24 protein-coding genes are annotated in these 23,845 nt (G+C 72.9%); 13 read left to right on the forward strand and 11 right to left on the reverse strand.

Annotated features, from left to right (window positions below):
- Window positions 1-37: 37 nt before the first annotated feature.
- Window positions 38-376 carry a DUF6087 family protein gene (locus ACFZBX_RS04970; RefSeq protein WP_391531558.1) on the forward strand — a complete coding sequence of 113 codons (339 nt, stop codon included), beginning with the start codon at window positions 38-40 and terminating at the stop codon, window positions 374-376.
- Window positions 377-396: 20 nt separating this feature from the next.
- Here ACFZBX_RS04970 and ACFZBX_RS04975 read toward each other — a convergent pair whose 3' ends face one another.
- Complete coding sequence (locus ACFZBX_RS04975; protein ID WP_391531559.1) at window positions 397-1,308, reverse strand: class I SAM-dependent methyltransferase; 912 nt, start codon at window positions 1,306-1,308, stop codon at window positions 397-399.
- A gap of 29 nt (window positions 1,309-1,337) precedes the next feature.
- On the reverse strand, window positions 1,338-2,315 hold the full coding sequence (locus ACFZBX_RS04980; RefSeq protein WP_391531778.1) for an NAD(P)/FAD-dependent oxidoreductase: 978 nt from the start codon (window positions 2,313-2,315) through the stop codon (window positions 1,338-1,340).
- A gap of 211 nt (window positions 2,316-2,526) precedes the next feature.
- On the opposite strand from ACFZBX_RS04980, the gene ACFZBX_RS04985 reads away from it, so the two are divergent.
- Complete coding sequence (locus tag ACFZBX_RS04985; RefSeq protein WP_391531560.1) at window positions 2,527-3,600, forward strand: aldo/keto reductase; 1,074 nt, start codon at window positions 2,527-2,529, stop codon at window positions 3,598-3,600.
- Between the two features lie 49 nt (window positions 3,601-3,649).
- Here ACFZBX_RS04985 and ACFZBX_RS04990 read toward each other — a convergent pair whose 3' ends face one another.
- Entirely contained in the window at window positions 3,650-4,561 is a 912-nt protein-coding gene (locus ACFZBX_RS04990) for an NAD(P)-dependent oxidoreductase (protein ID WP_391531561.1), read from the reverse strand.
- 108 nt (window positions 4,562-4,669) lie between these two features.
- Between ACFZBX_RS04990 and ACFZBX_RS04995 the strand changes: the two genes are divergently transcribed.
- The gene (locus ACFZBX_RS04995) at window positions 4,670-5,023 is read left to right on the forward strand and encodes a winged helix-turn-helix transcriptional regulator (RefSeq protein WP_391531562.1); all 354 of its coding nucleotides are present in this window, start codon (window positions 4,670-4,672) and stop codon (window positions 5,021-5,023) included.
- A gap of 23 nt (window positions 5,024-5,046) precedes the next feature.
- Here the strand turns inward: ACFZBX_RS04995 and ACFZBX_RS05000 are convergent, their stop codons facing one another.
- Window positions 5,047-5,469 (reverse strand): DUF350 domain-containing protein, encoded by a 423-nt coding sequence (locus ACFZBX_RS05000; protein ID WP_391531563.1) that lies wholly within the window; start codon window positions 5,467-5,469, stop codon window positions 5,047-5,049.
- Window positions 5,470-5,642: 173 nt separating this feature from the next.
- On the opposite strand from ACFZBX_RS05000, the gene ACFZBX_RS05005 reads away from it, so the two are divergent.
- The 5 genes from ACFZBX_RS05005 (at window position 5,643) to ACFZBX_RS05025 (ending at window position 10,277) form a co-directional block, all read left to right on the forward strand.
- A complete protein-coding gene (locus ACFZBX_RS05005; protein ID WP_391531564.1) occupies window positions 5,643-6,098 on the forward strand; it encodes a hypothetical protein in 456 nt (151 codons plus the stop codon).
- A gap of 6 nt (window positions 6,099-6,104) precedes the next feature.
- Window positions 6,105-7,334: a glutathionylspermidine synthase family protein gene (locus ACFZBX_RS05010; RefSeq protein WP_391531565.1), complete on the forward strand. Its 1,230-nt coding sequence runs from the start codon at window positions 6,105-6,107 to the stop codon at window positions 7,332-7,334.
- A 99-nt stretch (window positions 7,335-7,433) separates the two neighbouring features.
- Window positions 7,434-7,574 (forward strand): hypothetical protein, encoded by a 141-nt coding sequence (locus ACFZBX_RS05015; RefSeq protein ID WP_224281159.1) that lies wholly within the window; start codon window positions 7,434-7,436, stop codon window positions 7,572-7,574.
- Between the two features lie 21 nt (window positions 7,575-7,595).
- Window positions 7,596-9,131, forward strand: a complete 1,536-nt coding sequence (locus ACFZBX_RS05020) for a recombinase family protein (protein ID WP_391531566.1) — start codon at window positions 7,596-7,598, stop codon at window positions 9,129-9,131.
- A 570-nt stretch (window positions 9,132-9,701) separates the two neighbouring features.
- Window positions 9,702-10,277, forward strand: coding sequence for a recombinase family protein (locus tag ACFZBX_RS05025; RefSeq protein WP_391531567.1), 576 nt, complete (start codon window positions 9,702-9,704; stop codon window positions 10,275-10,277).
- A 58-nt stretch (window positions 10,278-10,335) separates the two neighbouring features.
- Here the strand turns inward: ACFZBX_RS05025 and ACFZBX_RS05030 are convergent, their stop codons facing one another.
- Window positions 10,336-10,542, reverse strand: a complete 207-nt coding sequence (locus ACFZBX_RS05030; protein WP_391531568.1) for a hypothetical protein — start codon at window positions 10,540-10,542, stop codon at window positions 10,336-10,338.
- A gap of 484 nt (window positions 10,543-11,026) precedes the next feature.
- Here ACFZBX_RS05030 and ACFZBX_RS05035 point away from each other — a divergent pair, with 484 nt between their 5' ends.
- Entirely contained in the window at window positions 11,027-11,623 is a 597-nt protein-coding gene (locus tag ACFZBX_RS05035; protein ID WP_391531569.1) for a DUF5919 domain-containing protein, read from the forward strand.
- Between the two features lie 234 nt (window positions 11,624-11,857).
- On the forward strand, window positions 11,858-13,675 hold the full coding sequence (locus ACFZBX_RS05040) for an NHL domain-containing thioredoxin family protein (protein ID WP_391531570.1): 1,818 nt from the start codon (window positions 11,858-11,860) through the stop codon (window positions 13,673-13,675).
- A gap of 96 nt (window positions 13,676-13,771) precedes the next feature.
- Here ACFZBX_RS05040 and ACFZBX_RS05045 read toward each other — a convergent pair whose 3' ends face one another.
- The gene (locus ACFZBX_RS05045; protein ID WP_391531571.1) at window positions 13,772-15,085 is read right to left on the reverse strand and encodes a M18 family aminopeptidase; all 1,314 of its coding nucleotides are present in this window, start codon (window positions 15,083-15,085) and stop codon (window positions 13,772-13,774) included.
- Between the two features lie 249 nt (window positions 15,086-15,334).
- A complete protein-coding gene (locus ACFZBX_RS05050) occupies window positions 15,335-17,164 on the reverse strand; it encodes an acyl-CoA dehydrogenase (RefSeq protein WP_391531572.1) in 1,830 nt (609 codons plus the stop codon).
- A gap of 226 nt (window positions 17,165-17,390) precedes the next feature.
- Here ACFZBX_RS05050 and ACFZBX_RS05055 point away from each other — a divergent pair, with 226 nt between their 5' ends.
- On the forward strand, window positions 17,391-17,891 hold the full coding sequence (locus ACFZBX_RS05055; protein ID WP_391531573.1) for an SseB family protein: 501 nt from the start codon (window positions 17,391-17,393) through the stop codon (window positions 17,889-17,891).
- Between the two features lie 143 nt (window positions 17,892-18,034).
- Window positions 18,035-18,994, forward strand: a complete 960-nt coding sequence (locus ACFZBX_RS05060; RefSeq protein ID WP_391531574.1) for a pirin family protein — start codon at window positions 18,035-18,037, stop codon at window positions 18,992-18,994.
- A gap of 71 nt (window positions 18,995-19,065) precedes the next feature.
- On the opposite strand, the gene ACFZBX_RS05065 is transcribed toward ACFZBX_RS05060, so the two are convergent.
- The 3 genes from ACFZBX_RS05065 to ACFZBX_RS05075 form a co-directional block, all read right to left on the reverse strand.
- Window positions 19,066-19,887: an integrase gene (locus ACFZBX_RS05065; RefSeq protein ID WP_391531575.1), complete on the reverse strand. Its 822-nt coding sequence runs from the start codon at window positions 19,885-19,887 to the stop codon at window positions 19,066-19,068.
- Between the two features lie 256 nt (window positions 19,888-20,143).
- On the reverse strand, window positions 20,144-20,767 hold the full coding sequence (locus ACFZBX_RS05070) for a TIGR03086 family metal-binding protein (protein WP_391531576.1): 624 nt from the start codon (window positions 20,765-20,767) through the stop codon (window positions 20,144-20,146).
- The gene (locus ACFZBX_RS05075) at window positions 20,764-21,669 is read right to left on the reverse strand and encodes an alpha/beta fold hydrolase (protein WP_391531577.1); all 906 of its coding nucleotides are present in this window, start codon (window positions 21,667-21,669) and stop codon (window positions 20,764-20,766) included. The genes ACFZBX_RS05070 and ACFZBX_RS05075 overlap by 4 nt, the downstream gene beginning before the upstream one ends.
- Window positions 21,670-21,813: 144 nt before the next feature.
- Here ACFZBX_RS05075 and ACFZBX_RS05080 point away from each other — a divergent pair, with 144 nt between their 5' ends.
- Complete coding sequence (locus ACFZBX_RS05080) at window positions 21,814-22,473, forward strand: TetR/AcrR family transcriptional regulator (protein WP_391531578.1); 660 nt, start codon at window positions 21,814-21,816, stop codon at window positions 22,471-22,473.
- Window positions 22,474-22,483: 10 nt separating this feature from the next.
- Here the strand turns inward: ACFZBX_RS05080 and ACFZBX_RS05085 are convergent, their stop codons facing one another.
- Entirely contained in the window at window positions 22,484-23,818 is a 1,335-nt protein-coding gene (locus tag ACFZBX_RS05085) for an amidase (protein WP_391531579.1), read from the reverse strand.
- Between the last annotated feature and the right edge of the window lie 27 nt (window positions 23,819-23,845).

Consider the following 23,845-nt stretch of genomic DNA (forward strand, 5'->3'; position numbering starts at 1 on the left):
GGCCGTCCCCGACCGATCCGCCAGGGAGGTGCCGACGATGGACGCCGAGGACGAGCCGCCGGCCGACCAGCCGTTGGCCGACTGGTACGCCGAACGGGCGCGCCGCCGCCGGGCCCCGGGGACGCGGGACGCGATCACCCTCGCGCCCGGGCCGCGGCGCGCGGCGCACCTCTTCCAGGACGTGCCCCGGCTGGTGGTCGAGTGGGACGGCCACAGCTGGCAGCCCGTCGCGGTGGCCGAGAACTACGCCGAGGCCTACCCGCTGATCGTCCGCCCCGACCGGGCACCCGGACCGCGGCCGGTGTTCCCGCAGACGGACACGCCCGTCCCACTGCTGCGCAGGGGGACGGGCCGGCACCGGAAGCCGGACCGCTGAGGCGGCCTACAGGGCGTGCCCTAGTGTCCCGAGCCGGCCGCGCGGGCGGTGTGGACGGTGAGGGCGGCGAGGTAGAAGGCGTCGGGGCGGTTGAGGATGCCGGCGGGGGCGTCGCGGTCCAGCAGGGCGTCCAGGGCGGCGCGGTCGTCGGCGTCCAGCAGACCGGCGAACTGCTCGCGGCGGCGGGCGAGCTGGACGTGCAGGAACTCGCGGGTGGCGGGGTCCAGCGGGGCCGGGCGGTCGACCAGGAAGGTCCGGCTGCCGGCGGGGACCAGACCGGCGGCGGCCAGCAGGGCCGGCCAGTCCTCGACCACGGCCACGCTGCCCGGGGCGGACTCCCGCATCGCGGTGAAGGTCTCCTCGTGCGCCGCGTCCAGGCGGGCCTGGAGGCCGGGGCGGCCGAGGCCGAGGTCGCGCGGGAGGTAGCGGGCCGGCAGGCCGCGCTCGGCGACGGCCAGCACGCCGCCCGGGCGCAGCGTGGCGCCCAGCGCGGTCAACGCGGCCTGCTGGTCGCCGAGGTGGTGGATCGCGTTGCCGGACCAGACCAGCTCGGCGCCGCCGAGCGTGCCGAAGTCCTCGGGCAGGTCGGCCCGGTGGGTGCCGACCCGGCCGGCCGACCGGGTGCGGGCGCGCTCCAGCAGGGCGGCGGACTGGTCGACGGCGACGACCTCGGCGTCCGGGAAGCCGTCCGCGAGCAGCCCGGCGATCACGCCGGGGCCGCTGCCCACGTCGAGCACCCGGCGGACCGGGACGCCGTCCAGCAGTCCGCCCAGCCAGCGGGCGGCCGCGGTGACGGCCGGGGCCTGGACCTCGGCCTCGCGCTCCAGGTGGACGGCGAGGGCGTCCCAGTCGAAGTCGGCGTCCTGGCCGTGGCCGTGGTGGGCGTGGCCGTGGGAGTGCTGGTGGGCGTGGGCGTGGGCGTGCTGGGTCATGGGGAACTCCGTCCTCTCGGTGGGTCGACTCAGGCGGCGGCGAGGGCGCGGTCGACGTCCTCGTCCACCAGGTCGTGGTTGAGCGCGAACGCCGCCGCGGCGCCCGCCCCGGCGGCGGTGACCACCTGGGCGCGCGGGTCGGCGACATTGCCCACCGCCCACACCCCGGGCACGCTGGTGCGGCCCGCGCGGTCGGTGGTCACCCAGCCCTGCGGGTCCCGCTCGCAGTCCAGGCCGAACAGCAGGGCGTCCCTGGGCACCAGGTGCGGGAACAGGAACACCGCCTCGCGCGGCACCGCCGTGCCGTCCGCGAGTTCGACGCCGCGCAGCCGGTCGTCCGTGACGACCACCCGCTTGACCTCGCCCTCGACGGTCCGCACGCCCCGGGCGTCGAGCCTGGCCCGGTCGTCGGCGGAGAGGTCCAGGGTGTGCGCGAGGAGCACCACGTCCGCCGACCACTGGCGCAGCAGCAGCGCCTGGTGCACCGCGCCGGGGTGGGTGCCGAGCACGCCGAGCGGGCGGTCGCGGACCTCGTAGCCGTGGCAGTACGGGCAGTGCAGCACGTCGCGGCCCCAGCGTTCGGCCAGGCCGGGCAGTTCCGGCAGGCCGTCGCGCAGTCCGGTGGCGACGACCACCCGGCGGGCCCGCAGCGCCGGGCCGCCGGCCAGGTGGACGTCGAAGGCCGGGGCGTCCGCGAGCGGCACCGGCTCGACGTGGTCCACCCGGGCGTCGAGCAGGTCCACCCCGTACCCCGCCAGTTCGGCGCGGCCGGTCTCCAGCAGCGCGGCCGGGGACATGCCGTCCCGGGAGAGGAAGCCCCCCATCCGCGCGGCCGGGGCGTTGCGCGGCTGTCCGGCGTCCACCACGGCCACCCGGCGGCAGGCCCGGGCCAGCACCAGGGCCGCGTTCAGTCCGGCGGCGCCGCCGCCGACCACCACGACGTCATAGCCGTCGGTGGCGGCGGGGATCTCGGGAACGGTCCCGTTTCGCGTGTCGCTCACGGCGATCACCTCCACCGCCAGGCTGCGCCGACCACCGGACGGCGGGCAACTTTCGTTGCTGTTTCGGCAACACGGGCCCGGGCGGCCGGCCGTTCGCCGGCTCCCGGCGGGGAGACGCGGGGAGACGCGGGGAAACGCCCCTTGCCCTGGAGCGCACTCCAACTCCTAGGGTCGGTGGTCGGATCAGCGACCCGCACACACCAGGGGGACCACCACCATGCGCTACCGCACCCTCGGCGGCACCGGCATCGAGGTCAGCGCCTACTGCCTCGGCACGATGATGTTCGGCGCGATCGGCAACCCCGACCACGACGACTGCGCCCGGATCGTCCACGCCGCCCTCGACGCGGGCGTCAACTTCGTCGACACCGCCGACATGTACTCGGCCGGCGAGTCCGAGGAGATCGTCGGCAAGGCCCTTCAGGCCCGCGGCGACCGCGACGACGTCGTGCTCGCCACCAAGGTCCACTTCCCGATGGGCGAGGGCCGCAACCGCGGCGGCAACTCCCGCCGCTGGATCGTGCACGAGGTCGAGGAGAGCCTGCGCCGGCTGCGCACCGACCGGATCGACCTCTACCAGGTGCACCGGCCCGACCCCGGCACCGACCTGGAGGAGACCCTCGCCGTCCTCGGCGACCTGGTGCGGGCCGGCAAGATCCTCGCCTTCGGCTGCTCGACCTTCCCCGCGCACGAACTGGTCGAGGCCCATCACGTCGCCGAGCGGCGCGGCCTGCCCCGCTTCCGCACCGAGCAGCCGCCGTACTCGCTGCTCGCCCGCGGCGTCGAGCGCGACGTGCTGCCGACCGTGCGGCGGCTCGGCATGGGCGCGCTGACCTGGTCGCCGCTCGCCTCGGGCTTCCTCACCGGCCGCTACCGCAAGGACCGGCCGATCGACCTGACCAGCGGGCGCGCCGCCCTGATGCCGGCCCGCTTCGACCCGGCACTGCCGGTCAACCGGGCCAAGCTGGACGCCGTGGAGGCGCTGACCGCCGTCGCCGAGGACCTCGGCCGCACCCTGCCGGAGCTGGCCGTCGCCTTCCCGCTGGCGCACCCGGCGGTCACCTCGGTGATCATCGGACCGCGTACCCTCGGCCAGCTGGAGGCCGCCCTCAAGGGCGCCGACCTGGTCCTGGACGACGCCGTCCTGGACCGCATCGACGCCGTCGTCCCGCCGGGCACCGACGTCTACCCGCCGGACGGCGCCTGGACGCCCCGCACCCTCACCGACCCGGCCCTGCGCCGCCGCCTCCCCGGCGACCGCCAGGCGGCGGACCACCCGGTGCGGGACTGACGGAGCCTGCCGACCGGGCGCGGAGGGAGGGCGTCCTCGGGTGGGGCGCTCAGCCGCGCAGGAGGTCGACCACCCCGGTGAGGCCCTCCTCCCCGCCGTCCTCGGCCAGCCGCCGCGCCATCAGCCCGAAGTAGGGCGTGAGCAGTTCGGCGCTCACGCCCTGCTCCTCGGCGGTGCGCAGGAACGTCGGCACACCGGCGACCTGCATCGCCAGGTTCGAGACGACGCCCCTGGTGTAGTCCCCGGTCGCCAGTTGCCCGGCGGTGGCCGCGACCGAGCCGGTCATCGCGGTCAGCCAGGAGGAGAGCAGCGGGGCGAAGCCGGCCGGGTCCACCGACTCGGCGCGGACCAGCGCGAAGGCGTGCGCGATGCCCGCGAACATCCCGTACATCGCGCTCAGCAGCGCCACGTCGTGCAGCGCGGCGAAGCCGGCGTCCTCGCCGACGTACCTGGTCCCGGCCGGGACGGCGAGGGCCGCGCGGTGCTCCTCGAACAGCTCGCGCGAGCCGCTGTAGAAGACGTACGGGCCGGCCTCCGGGACGCCGATCATCGGCGGGACGGCCATGATGCCGCCGTCCAGGTAGCGGGCGCCGCGGCCGGTCACCCAGGCCGCCCGGGCGCGGGCCGTGCCGGGGGTGCTGGTGACCAGGTCGACGACGTCCTTGCCGCTGAGGTCGGCCCCGGCCAGCGCCTCCTCGACCGAGGCGTCGTCGAGCAGGCAGACCACCACCAGCCGGTTGGCGGCGACCGCCCCGGCCGCGGTGGCGGCAACGGCGGCGCCCTTCGCGGCGAGCGGTTCGGCCCGGGCGGCGGTGCGGTTCCAGACGGTCAGCGGATGCCCGGCGGCGAGCCAGGCCTCGGCCAGCGCGGCGCCCATCGCGCCGAGGCCGAGCAGGGTGAGCGGGGCGGGCGGGGTCGTCGAGGCGGTCGCGGGAACGGTGTCGGCTGTCGTGTCGGTCATACCGATCAGCCTCGTTCCGGCCCGAGGGGTGATCAAGTACGCACTTCGGAGTGGGTGGTTACCCTGAGGTGAGCGAGCAGGTCGGCGAAGGGGTGGGTGGGGCAGGGCATGGCGACCGTACCGAGGCCCGGCGCGTACGTGTGCGGGATCGACGCCGCGATGGACGTGATCGGCGGCAAGTGGAAGGTGCTGATCCTCTGGGAGCTGGCCGGGCACCCGAACCGTCGCTTCGGCGAGCTGCGCCGCAACGTGCCGGGGATCACCGAGAAGGTGCTGGCCGCCCACCTGCGCGAACTGGAGGCGGACGGCATCGTGCACCGCGAGTCGTACGAGGAGGTGCCGCCGCGGGTCGAGTACTCGCTCACGGCGGCCGGGCTGCGGCTCAACGAGGCGCTGGCCCCGCTGGGCGCCTGGGGGCGCGAGCACGTGCTGGGCGGCCGGCCGCACCCCGTCGGGACGTAGCGGCCGCCCGGCCCGACCGGCCGTCAGGCGATCGAGGCGGACACGATCGCGGCCACCGCGAGGTTGCAGCTGGCGGTCACCCAGACCGCCGGGTGCGGCTCCGGGTCGACCAGGATCGCGCCCAGCTTGCCCGGCGTCAGCACGTCCACCACCCAGAACGCGACGGCCATCAGCACCAGGCCGAGGACGCCGAAGGCGACGGTGGAGGCCAGGCCCTTCCCGAAGTCCTCGTAGGTGTAGAGGATCGCGGTGAAGACGATGCCGCCGATGCCGAGCAGCGCCGAGCTGAGCAGCACGGCCGCGTTGCGGTTGCGCTCCACCCAGATCTGGCGGCCGAGCTTGCCCGGCGTCAGGAGGTCCACCAGGACGATGCCGAGGAGCAGCAGGACCACGCCGACGCCGCCGAAGGCCGCCGCCGCGCCGAGTCCGTTCAGGATGTCGTTCATGGGTGTGTGGCCCCCCGGGTCCGTGTCGCAGGTCGCACGCCGTGGGCCGGGCCGCCCGCGCGCGGGCCCCCTCCCGCGGTCAAGGATCGGCAAAAGATAACCCATTCGTGGCCGGATTCCGAGAGGAACCGGCCCCTCCCGCACCATCCGGGCCACGCGTACCATCGGACGCCATGACCCAGCCGTTGCCCGCCAGTTCCATCCGGATACCGGACATCCCCGGACCGGCCGCCGCAAATCCGGCCGCAAATCCGGCCGCAGACCGGGCCGCACTGCCGGCCGCCGCGGTGCCGGCCGCCGCACTGCCGGCCGCCGCAGCCCCGGGGGCACCCGCCCGCCGCCGCTCCGGCTTCGTCGCCCTGGGCATGGTCGGCACCCTCGCGCTCGCGCTCTCCGGCTGCTCGTCCTCCTCCGGGAAGAACCCGCCGAGCCGCTGCGTCGACCCGGCCACCCTCAAGGTCCTCGACAGCCACTCCTGCACCACCAAGGGCACCACGACCACCGCGGGCCGCTGGTACTACTGCGGCTCCGGCGCCGCCACCGCCACCGGCGGCACCTTCGACAAGGCCGCCACCAAGCGCGGCGGCTTCGGCTGCCCGTCCGGCTCCAGCGGTTCGGGCGGGGGCTGATCCGACGTGCGCCGCCGCACCGTCGAACCCCGCCCCGACTGGCTGGCCACCGTCGAGGGCCAGGGCCTCATCTACGCGATGTGCTCGGACCCGTGCAACCAGGGCGGCCCGCACGCCTACTGGGACGAGTCCTCCTACTACGAGTTCTCGCTGCCCGAGGTGGAGGCGCTGGAGGAGGTGGTCGAGGAACTGCACGAGATGTCGCTGGCCGCCGCCGGCCACGTGGTCCGCACCGGCCGATTCGCCGACTACGGCATCACCGACCCGCGGCTCGTCGCCGCCGTCACCGAGTCCTGGCACCGCCGCGACGAACAGCCCACCCTCTACGGGCGGTTCGACCTCGCCTACGACGGCACCGGCCCGGCGAAGCTGTTCGAGTACAACGCCGACACCCCGACCTCGCTGATCGAGGCGGCGGGACCGCAGTGGTTCTGGATGGAGGAGCGGTTCCCGCACGCCGACCAGTGGAACTCGCTGCACGAGCGGCTGGTCGCCGCCTGGGAGCGGCAGAAGCACCTGCTGCCGCCCGGCCCGGTGCATTTCGCGCACTCGCGCGGCGACACCGAGGGCGAGGACTGGATGACCACCCTCTACCTCCAGGAGTGCGCCGAGCAGGCCGGCCTCGAAACGGTCGGCATCGCCATGGAGGACATCGGCTGGGACGGCCTGTCCGGCCGCTTCGTCGACCTGGAGCACCGCTTCGTCCGCGCCGCGTTCAAGCTCTACCCGTGGGAGTGGCTGGCCACCGACGAGTTCGGCGGGCAGCTGCTGGACGTCGTCGACCACGGCGGCTCCACCGGCTCCACGATGTGGATCGAGCCGGCCTGGAAGATGCTGCTCTCCAACAAGGCCCTGCTGGCCGTCCTCTGGGAGCTGTACCCGGGCCACCCCAACCTGCTGCCCGCCTACCTGGACGGACCGCGCGAACTCGCCGCCCCGGACGGCCCGGGCTACGCCGCCAAGCCGCTGCTCGGCCGCGAGGGCGCGGGCGTGCGCATCGTCGAGCCGGGCGGCCGCGAGACCCGCCTCGCCGACTGGGCCGGCGACCCGGACCGCTACGGCGCCGAGGGCCACTGCTACCAGCAGCTCCACCCCCTGCCCGACTTCGACGGCAACCGCCCCGTCCTCGGCACCTGGGTCGTCGACGGCGAGGCCGCCGGCCTGGGCATCCGCGAGACCGACGACAGCCCCATCACCCACCAGGGCGCCCGCTTCCTGCCCCACCTCATCGTCTGAGCCGCCGAACGGCGCCGGATCCCACCGGACACCACCCGGCCGCCCCGCGCCGGGCCCGGTGGCGGAATGCCGGGCGGGCCGGTGCTGTTTGATTGGCCCATGGCATCTCGTGCACGTGTACGCGCCCCCGAGCTGGTCGGGGCAGGCGGTTGGCTGAACACCGGCGGCAAGGAGCTGACGCTCGCCGACTTCCGGGGCAAGATCACCATCCTGGACTTCTGGAAGTCCTACACAATGTAGGGATCTCCAGAGGGGGCGTACGTGCACCACCACACCCTGTGCGACCTGTACCTTCGGCTGTCCTTGGACCGGGACGGCAAGACGGCGATCGAACGGCAGGAAGCCGACTGCCGCGCATGGGCCGAGCGCAACGGCCTCACGGTCCGCAAGGTCCACATCGACCGGGGCCGCTCCGGCTTCAAGGACGTCGAGCGCAAGGGCTTCGACTCCGCCCTTGCCTCCGTCACGGCGGGCGTCGTCGGGACGCTGATCGTGTGGAAGCTGGACCGGCTGTCCCGCAAGGGCATCGGGCAGGTCGGCAAGGTCCTGGACGACATCGAGAAAGCGGGCGGCCGTCTGGTCTCTGTCGTGGATGGTCTCGACACCTCGAACGACTCGGCCCGCATGGTCGTCGCCATGCTGGCCGAACTCGCCCGGTCCGAGTCGAAGAACCTCGGCACCCGGGTGGCCCACGCGAAGCGGCACCTGCGCCGCCAGGGCCAGTGGATCGGCGGACAGCCTCCGTACGGGCTGCTGGTCGACCCGACCACGAAAAAGCTGACGCACGACCCCGAGACCGCCGTCTACGCCCGGCTGATCGCGGATGACGCGCTGGCCGGCAAGTCCCTCGTGCAGATCGCGCGACTGCTCAACGAGTACGACATCCCCTCGGCCCGGGGTGGCCAGTGGAACGCCGCGAGCATCATGAACCTGGTCAAGGCGCCTGCCTTCGCCGGGCTCATGCCCGAGACCGAATCCGTGGAAGCCGAGGACGGCAGCCGCAAGTTCACCAGCCGGGTGTTCCCCTACCGCGACCCCGAGACGCTGGACACGGTCAGCATCGGCGAGGGGATCATCACGGTCGGCGAGCGCGAGCGGATCATCCGGCAGCTCGAATCCAGGACCCGCGTCCACGCCGGCAAGCGGATGCCGAAGCCGAACGGCACGGCGCTGCTCACCAGCCTGGTGTTCTGCGACGTGCCGGGATGCGGACGCCGGATGCACAAGGTCGGCAACAGCTACCAGTGCATGGCCCGCCGGGCGGGCAACCAGTGCCCCGGCGCCAGCGCCATGGCCGACCGGGTGGACGCCTATGTGTCCGAGCGGTTCCTCTCGCTGCTCCCCGCGCTGGAGCTGGACGACCCTTTGCTGGTGACGATCGCTGACCGGTGGATGAAGCGGACCGATCCCGAAACCTTCGCCAAGCGGGACGCGATCGCCTCCGAAATCACCGATCAGGAAGCCCGGATGGCCGACCTGGAGGACGCACGCTACGTCCGTGGCGAGTTCGACCGCCCCGGGGCAATCGACCGCTACGACCGCCTCGCCGCCCGACTCCAGAGCCGCATCGACGGCCTGCACGCCGATCTCGCCAACATCCCGTTCCCCGCCGTCGACATCACTCCGTTGCTGGACAGCGAGATGCTGTACCCAGCGTGGGAGGCTTCGACGCAGGATGAGAAGCGGGACCGCCTGTCCCTGGCCATAGACGGCGTGTTCATCAGCAAGGGCGAACGAGGGAAGCGCTTCATCCCGGAGCAGCGGGTTCGCATCAAGTGGGCCGCGATCACGGAGTAGCCGCGCTGTGCGGCCCTCTCGGCCCCGCCTGGTCCATTGTGGTCGGGTGGGGCCCTCTCGTGCCCGCTGGCGGCCGTGTGGCGTTCGCCGTCGGCCAGCAGGGGTGACGTGTCTCTGGCCGCCGGCCACGCCCCTTCGTCACTGTGCATCATTCGCCCATGCCCCTACGTCACCAATCGGTGCCCGCAGGGGCGAAAGTGCCCAAACAACCACCCTTTTCCTATTTATCTTTACTCGCGTTATGGGGTTTAGAAAAAAGGGGTCAGTAGGGCACTTTGGCCACTCTGGACGGCAAGGGAGAGGGGGTGACCCCCCGGGCGGGCGCCTCGCCGACCGGTGAGGTGCTGGGCTCCTCGGTCCGTACGGGTCTGGAGGCGTGCACTCGACCCCGGTTCTTCGTTGCGACGCCTGGTCGTGACGTTGGGTCACGGTTGCATGGCGTCTCAGAAACGATGGTTTGTGAGACGCCATCCGGGAGGCGCCGAGGCAGCCGATACCGCGTTCAAAACCCGTCTCAAAAACCACCCGCACCTCCTGGAGTTATGAGACGAGTTGTGAGACGGTTGGGGCATGGCGACGAACACCGGACACCTGATCGGCTACGCCCGAGTCTCCACCGACGACCAGGAGGCGCAGCTTCAGCACGACGCGCTCTCCGCAGCAGGCTGCGCCCGGATCTTCACGGACAAGGCGAGCGGAAAGAACACGGATCGCCCGGAGCTTGCCTCCGTGCTGGACTACCTGCGCCCCGGCGACACGCTCTGCGTGTGGAAGCTGGACCGCTTCGCTCGGTCGCTGATCGACCTGGTGACCATGGTGGACGCGCTATCGGCGCGGGGGATCGGCTTCAAGGTCCTGACAGGGGCGCTCGCCAGCATCGACCCGAACACGCCGGACGGCCGCCTCATGCTCCAAGTGGTGGGCGCGATGGCGGAGTTCGAGCGCAGCTTGATCAAGGATCGCACCCGCGCCGGCCTGGAGGCCGCCAGAGCGCAGGGGCGGACAGGCGGACGACCCAATGTGCTGGACGCTGACAAGCTTGCTGCGGCCCATGCCCGCCGGGCGAAGGGTGAGAGCGTGACCGTGATCGCCAGGGCGCTGGGAGTCAGCCGAGCGACCCTGTATCGGGCGCTCGGCACCGAGTAGGGAGCAGCAAGCGAGAGGGCGCCCAGAGTGGGCGCCCTTTCTCGTTGACGCGCCGGGCTCAACCCCGGTTTGCCTGCCAAGCGTTGAATCCGCCCGGCTGGTCATCCGGCGGGATCAGGTCGCGCAGCTTCGTGATCGTCTCCCGCCCGCCCTTGAGAGGCCGGACGAACACACCGAAGGTGTGCACCGACATGATCCTGACCGCCTGGCCCGAACGCCGGTCGTAGGCCATCTGCCCTGCCTGCGGTTCCCACTGCTCAGCCACGGTCAGCCACCCACCGTGACGCGTCGGTGAAGCTGTAGAAGATCACCGCGTCACCCTCAGGCCCGGTCACGGTGCGGCCAGGAGCATCGCTGTCAGCGACGCCCCAGACATCGACAAGGACTCCACGCTGTGGGGGCATGGGTACAACTCTGTGGCAGGTCTCGGCCCGCCTCTCTGCTGACATGTCGGCTCCACTCACTGTCCGGGTCTGTCCCCCACTGGTATAGCGGCCCGTTCGGGCGAGAACAGTGGCCAAAGCTGGGACATCCTGCCCGGCTCGGCGGTAGCGTCTGAGAACGCCCAAATGTCTCGGGGGAGTCTCTTGAACACTGCCCTTCACCGCGCTATGGGGGACGCCCGGGTGAGCGTCCGACAGTTGGCCACCCGCGTGGGGGTGACACCTAAGACGGTGGAACGATGGCTGACGGATGAGGCCTTGGTCCCTCACGCTCGGAACAGGGTCGACGCGAGCGAAGCGCTAGGGGTGAGTGAAGCGATGCTGTGGCCGAACATCGTACGGACGACCCTGAAGACCGGCCCCGACCGGGAAGTCGTCGCCGTCTACCCCTACCGCTCCGCCTGCACATCGGCAGCGTGGGGGCAGTTGATCAGTGACTCCAGGGATGATCTGTTCTTCGCCGGCTTCACGAACTACTTCCTCTGGCTGGAGCAGCCCAACTTTCTGAACACCCTGCGCGCCAAGGCCGAGGCCGGCTGTCGGGTGCGGTTCCTGCTGGGCGATCCGGACGGCGAGACGACGCGGCAGAGGGAACGGGTCGAGGATGTCGCCCTGACCGTCTCGACCCGTATCCGGATCACTCTGGAGAATCTGGCCAAGATGCGCGACGTAGAGGGTGTGGAGGCCCGCTACAGCGCCGCCGACGACGCCCCCACCCACGTCGGCCTGTCCGTGTTCCGGTTCGACTCACAGGCCCTTGTGACGCCTCACCTGGCCCGGCTCGTCGGGCACGATTCACCGATGATGCACCTCCGCCGACAGCAGGACGGCGGAATGTTCGACCGGTTCACATCCCACGCCGAAGAACTCTGGGAGCGCGGCGTGTCGGTGCCGACGACCTGACGACGACAGCGCAGGCGCCATCGGGCACAGCCACCGCCGAGCTTTAGGCCCTATTGGTGGAGCGTGGGACGGGCATCGTTCCGGCCGTCGCCATCACGAAGGCTCTGCTCGGGTGGGAGGACACCCCGCTACTGGTCGCTCGCGAGATCGTGGAAACCAGCGCCGCCCGCATGCCTGGTCCCTGAACCGAGATACCCGGAAATGCGGACGCCCCTGGTGGGGTTTGATTGGGGCATGGCTTCTCGTGCACGTGTCCGCGCCCCCGAGCTGGTCGGCGCTGGTGGATGGCTCAACACAGGCGGCAAGGAACTCAAGCTTGCCGACCTGCGGGGTAAGTGTGTCGTACTAGACTTCTGGACGTTCTGCTGCATCAACTGCCTGCACGTCCTCGACGAGCTGCGGGAGCTGGAGGAGAAGCACCGGGACACCGTGGTGATCGTCGGCGTGCACTCGCCCAAGTTCGTGCACGAGGCCGACCACCGGGCCGTGGTGGACGCGGTGGAGCGCTACGAGGTGCACCACCCGGTGCTGGACGACCCGGCGCTCGCGACGTGGAAGCAGTACGCCGTGCGGGCCTGGCCGACGCTGGTGGTGATCGACCCGGAGGGGTACGTGGTCGCCCAGCACGCCGGCGAGGGGCACGCCCACGCGATCGCCCGGCTGGTCGAGGAGCTGGAGGCCGAGCACGCGGCGAAGGGCACCCTGCGCCGCGGCGACGGCCCGTACGTGGCGCCCGAGCCGGCCGCCGGGGACCTCAGGTTCCCCGGCAAGGCCGTCCGGCTGCCGAACGGCCACTTCCTGGTGGCCGACTCCGGCCACCACTCGCTGGTCGAGCTGGCGGCCGACGGCGAGACCGTGGTGCGCCGGATCGGCGACGGGGTGCGCGGCCTGGTCGACGGCGACCGCCCCCGGTTCAGCGAGCCGCAGGGCCTCGTGCTGCTGCCGGAGGGCACCGCCGACCACGACGTGGTGGTCGCCGACACCGTCAACCACGCGCTGCGCGGCGTCCGGCTGGCCGACGGCACCGTGACCACCCTGGCCGGCACCGGCCGGCAGTGGTGGCAGGGCTCGGCGACCGAGGGCCCGGCCCGCGAGGTGGACCTCTCCTCGCCGTGGGACGTCGCCTGGTTCGACGGCCGGGTCTGGATCGCGATGGCCGGCGTCCACCAGCTGTGGGCGTACGACCCGGCGGCCGGCACCGTCGGCGTCGCGGCCGGCACCACCAACGAGGGCCTGGTCGACGGGCCCGCCGCCGAGGCCTGGTTCGCCCAGCCGTCCGGCCTGGCCGTCTCGGCGGACGGCGAGCGGCTCTGGGTCGCCGACTCCGAGACCTCGGCGCTGCGCTGGGTTTCACGTGAAACCAAGGCCGTGCACAGCGCCGTCGGCACCGGGCTGTTCGACTTCGGGCACCGGGACGGCGCGGCCGGGCAGGCGCTGCTCCAGCACCCGCTCGGCATCACCGTACTGCCGGACGGCTCGGTGGCCGTCAGCGACACCTACAACCACGCGCTGCGCCGCTACGACCCGGCGAGCGAGGAGGTCAGCACGCTGGCCACCGACCTGCGCGAGCCGTCCGGCGCGGTGCTGGTGGACGGCGACATCGTGGTGGTCGAGTCCGCCCGGCACCGGCTGACCCGGCTGCGGCTGCCCGAGGAGGCGGTCCGGGTGGACGCGGTGGCGCACCGCACCCAGCGGGCCGCCACCGAGGTCGCGCCGGGCGCGCTGCGGCTGGACGTGGTCTTCCAGGCACCCACCGGCCAGAAGCTGGACGAGCGCTACGGCCCGTCCACCCGGCTGCTGGTCAGCGCCACCCCGCCCGAGCTGCTGGTCTCCGGCGCGGGCGCGGACAGCGCGCTCTCCCGCGAACTGGTGCTCTCCGACACGGTGGCCGAGGGCGTGCTGCACGTCTCGGCGATGGCGGCGTCCTGCGACGACGACCCGGCGGTCGAGTACCCGGCCTGCCACGTCCACCAGCAGGACTGGGGCGTGCCGGTGCGGCTCACCGCCGACGGCGCGCGCCGGCTGCCGCTGGTGCTGGCGGGCCTGGAGTAGCCGGCCTGGAATAGCCGGTCCTGAGGGGCCGGTCCTGAGGGGCCGGCCGGCATTCGCCGGTGCGGAGGGGCCGGCCCCTCCGCACCGGGCGGGGGCTCAGCCCTCCAGGAACGCCTTGATCGCGCTCGCCAGCAGGTACGGGTCCTCCGCGCCGCACAGCTCGCGCGCCGAGTGCATGGAGAGCGCGGCGATGCCGCAGTCCACGGTCTGGATGCCGAGGCGGGCCGCGGTGATCGGGCCGATCGTCGTCCCGCAGGGCATGGCGTTGTTGGAGACGAAGGTCTGCCACGGCACGCCGGCCTTCTCGCAGGCCGCCGCGAAGACCGCCCGGCCGACGCCGTCGGTGGCGTACCGGTTGTTGACGTTGACCTTGAGGATCGGGCCGCCGTTGGGCAGCGGGTGGTGGCCCGGCTCGTGCCGCTCGCTGTAGTTCGGGTGGACGGCGTGGCCCATGTCGGAGGAGAGGCAGACGGTGCCGGCCAGCGCCCGGGCCCGGTCCTCCAGGCCGCCGCCGCGCGCGTACACGCTGCGCTCCAGGACGTTGCCGAGCAGCGGGCTCTGTGCGCCGGTGTCCGACTCGCTGCCGGTCTCCTCGTGGTCGAAGGCGGCCAGCACCGGGATGTACGGCAGCGCCGCGCCGTCCGTCTCGGCGGCGGCGGCCACCGCGGCCAGCGCGGCGGTGGCGGCGTGCACCGAGAGCAGGTTGTCCAGCCGGGGCCCGGCCAGCAGCTCGCGGTCCCGGCCCAGGTACGAGGCGGGCTGGACGTCGTGGGTCATGAGGTCCCAGCCGGTCACCTCGGCCGCGTCGACCCCCGCCCGCTGGGCGACGTAGCCGATCAGCGAGCCCTCGTCGACCGGGCCGAGGCCCCAGATCGGCGTGAGGTGACGCTGCTTGTCCAGCTTCATGCCGTCGTTGACCTGGCGGTCCAGGTGGATCGCCAGCTGCGGCACCCGCAGCAGCGGCTCGTCGAGCTGGACCAGCCGGCGGCTGCCGTCGCGCAGGGTGAGCCGGCCGGAGAGGCCGAGGTCCCGGTCGAGCCAGGTGTTGAGCGGCACCCCGCCGTAGATCTCCACCGCGACCTGCCGCCAGCCCGCCGATCCGGTGTCGGGGATCGGCTTCACCCGCAGGTTGGGTGAGTCGGTATGGGTCCCGACCACGCGGAACGGTGTCTCCGGCCCCGCGCCGGCCGGCACGAACCAGGCGATCAGCGCGCCGCCGCGGACGACGTACCGGCCGCCGGCCACGCCGTCCCAGGAGTCCGTTTCCAGCACCTGCCGGAAGCCGGCTTTCTCCAGACGCTCGGCCGCGCTCGCGACCGCGTGGTAGGGCGACGGCGAGGTGCCGAGGAAGGCGATCAGGTCATCGGTGTGCGTCCGGTCGAAGAAGGCCTGGCGGGCGGCGGTCGACATGCTGCTCCTGGGTCGAGGGAGGGCCGAGGCCGAAATGGGGGATCGGCTTCGCACCTTGAGCATATGCCCGTACACGGACATGACACTCGGAGCATCCCAACGGATGCAGAACACAGACAGAAACGTGAACTGACGCCCCCTCGACAAGCGGTACGGGCCCCGCTCCGGGTGCGCCGAAGGGCCCGGTCGGGGGGACCGGGCCCTTCGGCGTGAGGGTGGGGTGGGGTCAGGCGGGTGGCGCGGGCGGCGTCAGAACGCCTCCTCCGCCAGCTCCATGATCTCGTTGTCGACGCCCTCGGCGATCAGGCGCTGCGGGGCGACGGTCGGCAGCACGTTCCGGGCGAAGAAGCGGGCGGCCGCGACCTTGCCCTGGTAGAACGGCACGTCCTTCTCGGAGGCGCCGGCCTCCAGCTTGGCCAGGGCCACCGCGGCCTGGCGCAGCAGCAGCCAGCCGACCACGACGTCGCCGGAGACCATCAGCAGGCGGGTGGTGTTGAGGCCCACCTTGTACATGTTCTTGACGTCCTGCTCGACCGAGGAGAGGTCGGCGAGCAGCTTGCCGACGATGGCCTCCAGGTCGCCGGCGGCCTTGGCGAGCAGCTCGCGCTCGGCGGCCAGGGCGTCGCCGCCCTCGGCGGAGCCGAGGAACTTCTGGATCTGCTCGGACAGCGCGGTGAGCGCCTGGCCGCCGTCCTTGACGATCTTGCGGAAGAAGAAGTCCTGGCCCTGGATGGCCGTGGTGCCCTCGTAGAGGGTGTCGATCTTGGCGTCCCGGATGTACTGCTCGATCGGGTACTCCTGGAGGTACCCGGAGCCGCCGAAGGTCTGCAGGGACTGGGCGAGCTGCTCGTAGGACTTCTCCGAGCCGTAGCCCTTGACGATCGGCAGCAGCAGGTCGTTCAGGCGCTCGGCGGCCTCGTCGTGCTCGCCGCGCAGCTTGGCGGCCGCCATGTCGTCCTGGACGGAGGCGGTGAACAGCACCAGGGCGCGCATGCCCTCGGCGTACGCCTTCTGGGTCAGCAGCGAACGGCGCACGTCCGGGTGGTGGGTGATGGTGACGCGCGGGGCGGTCTTGTCCAGGAACTGCGAGATGTCGGCGCCCTGCACGCGCTCCTTGGCGTACTCCAGCGCGTTCAGGTAGCCGGTGGAGAGGGTGGCGATGGCCTTCGTGCCGACCATCATCCGGGCGAACTCGATGATCTTGAACATCTGGCGGATGCCGTCGACCTTCTCGCCGAGCAGCCAGCCCTTGGCCGGGTGCTTGGCGCCGAAGGTCATCTCGCAGGTGTTCGAGGCCTTCAGGCCCATCTTGTGCTCGACGTTGGTGGCGTAGACGCCGTTGCGCTCACCCAGCTCGCCGGTCTCCCAGTCGAAGTCGAACTTGGGGACGACGAACAGGCCCAGGCCCTTGGTACCGGGCTTGCCGCCCTCGGGACGGGCCAGCACCAGGTGGACGATGTTCTCGGACATGTCGTGCTCGCCCGAGGTGATGAAGCGCTTGACGCCCTCGATGTGCCAGGAGCCGTCCTCCTGCCGGACGGCCTTGGTGCGGCCGGCGCCCACGTCCGAGCCGGCGTCCGGCTCGGTGAGGACCATGGTGGAGCCCCACAGCCGGTCGGTCATCCGCTTGGCGATCTCCAGCTGGGCCTCGGTGCCCTCCTCGGCGATGACGCCGGCGAAGGCCGGGCCGGAGGAGTACATCCAGATGGCCGGGTTGGAGCCGAGGATCTGCTCCGCGAAGGCCCAGATCAGCGAGTTCGGGGTGACCTGGCCGCCGATCGACTCCGGGATGCCCAGGCGCCACCACTCGGCGTCCATGAAGGTCTGGTAGCTCTTCTTGAAGGCCGCCGGGACGGGCGCGGTGCTGGTCTCCGGGTCGAAGACCGGGGGGTTGCGGTCGGTGCCGGTGAAGGACGCCGCGAGATCGTTCTCGGCGAGGCGCGAGATCTCGCTCAGGATGTTCTTCGCGGTCTCGACGTCCATCTCCGCGAACGGTCCGGTGCCGTACACCTGCTCGCGGCCGAACACCTCGAAGAGGTTGAACTCCACGTCCCGCAGGTTGGACTTGTAGTGACCCATGGCCGTTATCTCCGGTTCGTCGCTTCCGGGACATCTCCGCGTTCGGGCGCCCGTACCCACCAGTAGGCCTCATGATGCTACCCAGCGGTAACTTGTTTCAAGCCCCCGCCCGGGAATCCTCCGCGGATCAGCATATGAACGTGGTCACGTCCCACAAGCCGGGACGGTTCGCTCTTGTCAGGATCGACGCCCGCGCGGGGACCCGCGCTCCCGATAGCCTGTCCGTGTGTACGGCTATGACCAGAACGCGTACCCGGGCGATCCCTACCAGCAGGCGGGGCCGCAGCCGGGCATGAACGGCATGCCCGGCCCGGGCCCGTACGGCGAGCAGCCGCCGAACGCCCAGCAGTCCCTCTACCCGGAGCCGTCGCCGCCGTCCCTGGCGGACGCGGTCCGCGCCTTCACCACCGGCTCGATGGCGGTGGAAGACTTCCAGGCCATCTTCATCACCTCCAAGGTGCACTGCCCGCGCGGCGAGCGGCCCGGCTTCCTGGCCCTGCACAACACGCCGACGCCGGTCATCCCGATGTTCAGCTCGTTGAAGGAGCTGCGCCGCTACGCCGGCAAGGACTCCAAGCACTTCACCGTCACCGGCGCCGAGGTCCTCGACCTGCTGCCGACCGGCTACGGCTTCGCGCTGGACATGGAGGGCGAGCACCGGATGGTGTTCGACGCCAAGGCGGTCGAGCAGATGGTCGACTTCACCATGCGCCGGATGTACGGCTGACGGACGATGGACGGGGGCCCGCCCGCCCCCGGCCGGGCGGCCGTCCCGCATCTATTTAGTTCAACATTCAACTTGCTTCTTGTTGAGCATTGAACTAACCTCGTGCACACAGGCCAGAGGAACACCCACCGAAGGAGGCCGACATGCCCGCCGTGACCGTCGAAAACCCGCTGACCCTCCCGCGCGTCGCCACCCCCGACCCCACCGTCACGAGCGCCCGGCCGGTCCTCACCGTGGCCACCGCCCCCGAGGGCTTCGAGGGCGAGGGCTTCCCGGTCCGCCGCGCCTTCGCCAAGATCAACACCAAGTATCTCGACCCGTTCATCATGATGGACCAGATGGGCGAGGTGGACTACGCGGCCGGCGAGCCCAAGGGAACCCCCTGGCACCCGCACCGCGGCTTCGAGACCGTCACCTACATCATCGACGGCACGTTCATCCACCAGGACTCCCACGGCGGCGGCGGCACCATCACCGACGGCGACACCCAGTGGATGACGGCCGGCTCCGGCCTGCTGCACATCGAGAGCCCGCCGGAGTCGCTGGTGAAGTCCGGCGGCCTCTTCCACGGCCTCCAGCTCTGGGTGAACCTGCCCGCCTCGGACAAGATGATCGCCCCCAAGTACCAGGACATCCGCGGCGGCAGCGTCAAGCTGCTCAGCACCGAGGACGGCGGCGCGCTGCTGCGCGTCATCGCCGGCGAGGTCGACGGCCACCAGGGCCCCGGCACCACCTTCACCCCGATCACCATGATCCACGCCTCGGTCAGCCCCGGCGCCCAGATCACCCTCCCCTGGCGCCCCGACTTCAACGCCCTCGCCTACGGCCTCGCCGGCAACGGCTCGGCCGGCACCGACCACCGCCCCTTCCACCGCGGCCAGGCCGTCCTCTTCGGCGACGGCGACTCGATCACCATCCGCGCCGACGAGAAGCAGGAGTCCCGCGACAACAACTTCGAGGTCGTCCTCCTCGGCGGCCTCCCCATCCGCGAGCCCGTCGCCCACTACGGCCCGTTCGTCATGAACAGCCACCGCGAACTCCAGCAGGCCATGGCCGACTTCCAGGCCGGCCGCCTCGGCACCATCCCCGCCGACGCCCGCTGACGGCCCGCTGCCCCACCGCCGGCCGTGCGAGCCCCCTCCCCGGGACGCTCGCACGGCCGGCGCACGGCTGTTCAGAGCCGCGCGTAGAGGGCCGAGGCGTCGTCGTGGGGTTTGCCGCGGGGCCAGCGTTCGCAGGAGGCGTCCGACCGTTCGGCCGCCCTCACCTGGGCGATCAGTTCGGCCGGGCCGGACTCCGCGAGCAGTCGTAGCGCGTCGCCCCAGCTGCCCAGGCCGAAGCGGTCGGTGAAGCGGGCGGCGCCGTCCGACAGGGCGGCCACCGCGCGCAGGCCGGCCAGGGGGACGAAGCCGGTTTCGGCGTGCGCGGCCGCCCGCGGGGTGGCGGCGGCGATCCGCGGGCCGCGGCCGGAGTTGCGGGCGGCCCGGACGGCCAGCGCGTACTCCAGGTGCAGCGCGGCGCGCTCGGCGGTGCCGGGCACCGTCGACCAGACCTGCCGGCGCAGTTCCTCCCCGCCCGGGAAGCGCTGGGTGTCGCCGATCACCCGGGGCGGGCCGGCGGCCGGCTCCAGCACCAGCAGCGAGTCGCCGAGCACCAGGTACTCCAGCGCGGACCCGTGCCGGCGGGCCGCCACCACCATCGCGGCCGGGGTGTCGGGGTGGGCGAGGTCGCAGCGCCCGCCGTGCAGGGCGGCGGTCTCGGCGATCGCGTCGGCCAGGCACTCGGCGACCGAGCGGTCCGCGCGGTCGGTGAGCCTGGCGAGCAGGTGCACCCCGAGTCTGCGGACGTACCAGGCGGTGCCGTGGCGGCAGCCGGACTCCAGGCCGGACGGCGAGCTCGAACCGTCGAGCAGCACCAGCGCCTCCGAGGTGGCCGCCGCGAAGTCCTCGCTCTCGCGGTCCGGCCGCCGCGCTTCCCCTGCGAGCTGTACCTGCATCCCGACAGTGTGCGCGCCGGGTGCGCCGCAGGCCCAGCCCCGTGCACGCGCCGCGCGCCGCTCCCGGTGGCAGCCCGGTGGATCCGGCCATACCGTCGGACCACGGGCGGGGATGCCGGCCGAGGTGAGGAGCGACGGATGTTCTGGCAGTTCATCGTGGTGTTGGCCGCCGCGCTAGGCTTCCCGACCGCCGCGCTGCTCTTCCTCATCGGCGGGCCCCGCTTCCCCGACGAGCGGCGCGAGGGCCGCTAGCGGGTCAGCGCGCCGACAGCGCCCAGGCGGTGTCGCGGCCCAGCAGGGCGAGCGCGCGCTCGAACGGCCCGGCGGACTCCCGGGCGGTCAGTACGGCGGCGAAGGCCCGTCCCGGCGCCCGGTCCGCCGGGGCGGCCGGTACCGCGCCGGCCAGCGCGAGCAGTTCCCCGGCGAGCACCGGATCGTCCTCCACGGCGGCCGTCAGCCGGGTCGGCGAGCCCAGGGTGACCGCCACGTCCCAGGCGTGCACCAGGGTGTCCAGCAGGTGGAAGCCGACCGCCCGGTCGAACGGGATCGGCCCGCCGTCGCGGATCTCCGGCAGCCGGAGCGGGGCCGGGTGCGGGGCGGCGGCGGCGAGGGCGAAGGCGGCGGTCAGCCGCGCGGCCGAGTGCCGGAACGCGCCGGCCGGATCGCCGTGCACCGGGACGTCGCGCCAGAGCGCGAGATCGGGGCCGGCGCCGCCGGCGGCCGCGGCGAAGCCACGGTGCTGTCCGACCACGTGCTCCAGCAGCCGCCGCAGCGACCAGTCGGCGCAAGGCGTCGGCAGCACCAGTTGCTCCGGCTGCACGGCGTCCACCACGGAGGCGGCCAACTCCAGGGCGCGGGCGTGCAGTTCGAGCAGCCTCACGCCGAACCCACAGCCGAACCCGCACCCGAACCCAGAGCCGAACCGGCCCCGGCCCCGGCGGACAGGAAGCCGATCACGTTGTCGATCACGGTCGGCTCGGTGAGGATCCGCCGGTGCCCCAGCCCCCGGGTGGCCAGCAGTTCCAGCCGCTCCCCGTACGCGGCCCGCAGCAGGCGGGCCTGGTCGAACGGGACGACGTCGTCGTCCTCGTCGTGCGCCACCAGGATCGGCAGGGCGATCGCCCCGGGGTCGCGGGTGGCGTCGAAGTGCGCCCGCACGTCGGCGATCCCGGGGAACATCGCACCGCCCTCCACCCTGCGCCGCAACTCCCGCTCCACGGTGGCGTTCAGGCCGAGCGCGGCGCAGAACCCGGCGGGCAGCCAGGAGACCTCGCCGACCCCGGCCACGGCGGCCAGCCGGCCGGCCCGCAGCCCCTCGCGCAGCGCCAGGAAGGCCGCGTTGACGCCCAGCGAGTGGGCGATCACCGCCTCGAACGGGCCGTATTCCTCCTGCAACCGCAGCGCGATGTCACGGTGGTCCAGCACGGTGGCGGTCCGGCCGCCGGAGTCGCCGTGCCCGGGGGCGTCGTAGCCGACGGCGGTGAGGCCGAGAGCGCGCAGCCGGGGCACGAAGTCCGCGAAGCGGGAGGCCCGGGACTGCCAGCCGTGCATCAGCAGGACGGGCCGGTCGCCGTCGCCCCAGCGCTGGACGACCACCCGCTCGCCGCGGTGGCGCAGCGTCCGGGTGGCGGCGCGGTCGTGCACCGCGCGTTCGCGGGTGCGGACGCGGCCGCGCCGCAGGGGGTGGCGGTAGAGCTCGAACGCGGCCCGGCCGGCGAGGCCGGGGGCGGCCAGCGAGGCGGCGTTCAGGGTGGTGCGGATCAGTGCGACGGCCGGGTCCATGCGGAACTCCCTGTGGATGCCGAGGGGCAAGAGCCGAACTGGGCACGATATTAGCACGACCGTTCGTGCTTTTTTCTGGACGGCCGGCCGCCCCGCTACGCTGGCGGTGCGGCACGGACAGAGGCCGGAGAACTGGGGTGAACGGTGGCCGGATCGAGCACGAACGCGTCCACGGACGGACGGGTCCTGCGCGGCGAGGAGACCCGCCGGACGGTCCTGCGCCGGGCCGTGGAGATCGCCTCCGTCGAGGGCCTGGACGCCCTGTCGATCGGCCGGCTCGCCACCGACCTCGGGCTCAGCAAGAGCGGGGTCTTCGCCGGCTTCGGCTCCAAGGAGGAACTCCAGCTCGCCACGATCCGGGCCGCCCGGCGGATCTTCTCCGACGCGGTGCTCGACCCGATCGCCGCCGAGCCCCCCGGGCTGCGCCGGATCCGCCTGCTCTGCGAGGCCTGGCTGGCCTACTCGCGCGCCCGGGTCTTCCCCGGCGGCTGCTTCTTCTACGAGGTCAACGCCGAGTACGACGCCCGCCCCGGCCCGCTGCGCGACGCCCTCGCGGCCAACTGGCGGGAGTGGCACGCCACCGTCCTCGGCCTGGTGAACGAGGCCCGCGACACCGGCGAACTGCGCGCCGACGCCGACCCGGAGGACATCGCGTTCACCCTGATCGCCCTGCTGGAGAACGCCAACCCGCAGGCCCTGCTGTTCGACGACGACACCCCGTACGAGCGCGCCCACCGCGCCGCGCTGCGCCGGCTGCGCACGGACGCCGCCGACCCGGACACCCCCGCGCTGCGGGCGGACTGAGCCGCCGCGCTCAGGCGGTGTCCAGCACCCGTTCCAGGACCGCCGCCCGGGCGAGCAGCCGCTCGTCCGCCCCGGCCTCGCCGATCACCTGGAGGCCCAGCGGCAGGCCCCGCTCCGTCACCCCGGCGGGCAGGCTCAGCGCGGGCAGCCCGGCGCAGCTCCACGGCAGCGACATCACGGCGCTGCCGGTGCCGTCCAGCCCGAGCGGGGCCGGGCCGGTCGCCGAGGGGGCCAGCAGCAGGTCCACCCCGGCCCTCCGGCGCTGCTCGAAGAGCCGGGCGCGGAAGTCCGCCCGGAAGTCCAACGCCGCCCGGTAGACGGCCGGTTGGACGCCCCGGCCGTGCCGGATGCCCGCCACCGTCTCCGGCCGGTAGAGGCCGCCGAAGCGGTCGAACCACTCGGCGTGGGAGGCCGCCATCTCGAACCGGTTGATCGTCTGCAGCTGCCGCTCCAGCTCGGCGAAGTCCGGCAGCAGATCGAGCTGGCGCACCATCAGTCCACGAGTGGACAGCAGCTCCAGCTGTCGCCGGAAGGCCCGCACCGCCTCCGGGCGGGCCCGCTCCAGATAGGGGCCGACCGGGACGCCGAGCACCGGCACGTCGTCGTCCCCGACACCTCCCCGGCCGCCCCGGTCGCCCCGGTCGTCCCAGTCGTCGCAGAGCAGCGGGGCGGCCAGCGCGACGCCCGCCAGGTCGGCGGTGAACAGGCCCAGGGTGTCCAGGCTCGGCGCGTTCGGGATCACCCCCGCCATCGGGATCCGCCCGTGCGTCGGCCGGAAGCCCACCACCCCGCAGTAGGCCGCCGGGCGGACCACCGAGCCGACCGTCTGGGTGCCGATCGCCAGCGGCACCAGCCCGGCCGCGACCGCCGCCGCCGAACCGCTGCTGGAGCCGCCCGGGGTGTGGCCCGGATGGTGCGGATTGCGGGTCGGGCCTGGGGCACCGCCCGCGAACTCGGCGGTCACCGTCTTGCCCGCGACCAGCGCGCCGGCCGCCCGCAGCCGGTCCACCACGGCGGCCTGCGGCCCGCCCAGCACGCCCGGCGGCAGCGCGGAACCGGCGTGCGTGGGCAGGCCGTCCACGTGCACGATGTCCTTGACCCCCACGGCCACCCCGTACAGCGGCGGCGCCTGCGCCGGGTCGGGGTGGCGGGCGGTGAGCGCCCGCGCCTCGGCGTGCAGCCGGTCGGTGCGGCCGGGCTCCGGCACGAAGGCGTGGATCAGCGGGTCCACCCGGTCGATCCGGGCGCAGAGCCGGTCGACGTGGATGGCCAGGGCGGGTACGCCCGCGCGCAGCGCGGCGGCCTCACGGGTCAACGACCGCGGCCGGACCAGGAATTCCTCCATGACGACCACGTTAGCCCCGGCCCCGGG

Origin of the sequence: Kitasatospora sp. NPDC008115 (assembly GCF_042957205.1) — a bacterium.
In the GTDB taxonomy this organism is placed as follows: domain Bacteria; phylum Actinomycetota; class Actinomycetes; order Streptomycetales; family Streptomycetaceae; genus Kitasatospora.

Excerpts from the sequence above, each read along its gene's own strand:
- ACFZBX_RS05025 (WP_391531567.1), top strand. The coding sequence starts at position 9,702 with ATGGCGACGAACACCGGACACCTGATCGGCTACGCCCGAGTCTCCACC.
- ACFZBX_RS04985 (WP_391531560.1), top strand. The coding sequence starts at position 2,527 with ATGCGCTACCGCACCCTCGGCGGCACCGGCATCGAGGTCAGCGCCTAC.
- ACFZBX_RS04975 (WP_391531559.1), bottom strand. The coding sequence starts at position 1,308 with ATGACCCAGCACGCCCACGCCCACGCCCACCAGCACTCCCACGGCCAC.
- ACFZBX_RS05050 (WP_391531572.1), bottom strand. The coding sequence starts at position 17,164 with ATGGGTCACTACAAGTCCAACCTGCGGGACGTGGAGTTCAACCTCTTC.
- ACFZBX_RS05005 (WP_391531564.1), top strand. The coding sequence starts at position 5,643 with ATGACCCAGCCGTTGCCCGCCAGTTCCATCCGGATACCGGACATCCCC.
- ACFZBX_RS05065 (WP_391531575.1), bottom strand. The coding sequence starts at position 19,887 with ATGCAGGTACAGCTCGCAGGGGAAGCGCGGCGGCCGGACCGCGAGAGC.
- ACFZBX_RS05060 (WP_391531574.1), top strand. The coding sequence starts at position 18,035 with ATGCCCGCCGTGACCGTCGAAAACCCGCTGACCCTCCCGCGCGTCGCC.
- ACFZBX_RS05045 (WP_391531571.1), bottom strand. The coding sequence starts at position 15,085 with ATGTCGACCGCCGCCCGCCAGGCCTTCTTCGACCGGACGCACACCGAT.
- ACFZBX_RS05085 (WP_391531579.1), bottom strand. The coding sequence starts at position 23,818 with ATGGAGGAATTCCTGGTCCGGCCGCGGTCGTTGACCCGTGAGGCCGCC.
- ACFZBX_RS05015 (WP_224281159.1), top strand. The coding sequence starts at position 7,434 with ATGGCATCTCGTGCACGTGTACGCGCCCCCGAGCTGGTCGGGGCAGGC.
- ACFZBX_RS05075 (WP_391531577.1), bottom strand. The coding sequence starts at position 21,669 with ATGGACCCGGCCGTCGCACTGATCCGCACCACCCTGAACGCCGCCTCG.
- ACFZBX_RS04990 (WP_391531561.1), bottom strand. The coding sequence starts at position 4,561 with ATGACCGACACGACAGCCGACACCGTTCCCGCGACCGCCTCGACGACC.
- ACFZBX_RS05000 (WP_391531563.1), bottom strand. The coding sequence starts at position 5,469 with ATGAACGACATCCTGAACGGACTCGGCGCGGCGGCGGCCTTCGGCGGC.
- ACFZBX_RS04970 (WP_391531558.1), top strand. The coding sequence starts at position 38 with ATGGACGCCGAGGACGAGCCGCCGGCCGACCAGCCGTTGGCCGACTGG.
- ACFZBX_RS05040 (WP_391531570.1), top strand. The coding sequence starts at position 11,858 with ATGGCTTCTCGTGCACGTGTCCGCGCCCCCGAGCTGGTCGGCGCTGGT.
- ACFZBX_RS04995 (WP_391531562.1), top strand. The coding sequence starts at position 4,670 with ATGGCGACCGTACCGAGGCCCGGCGCGTACGTGTGCGGGATCGACGCC.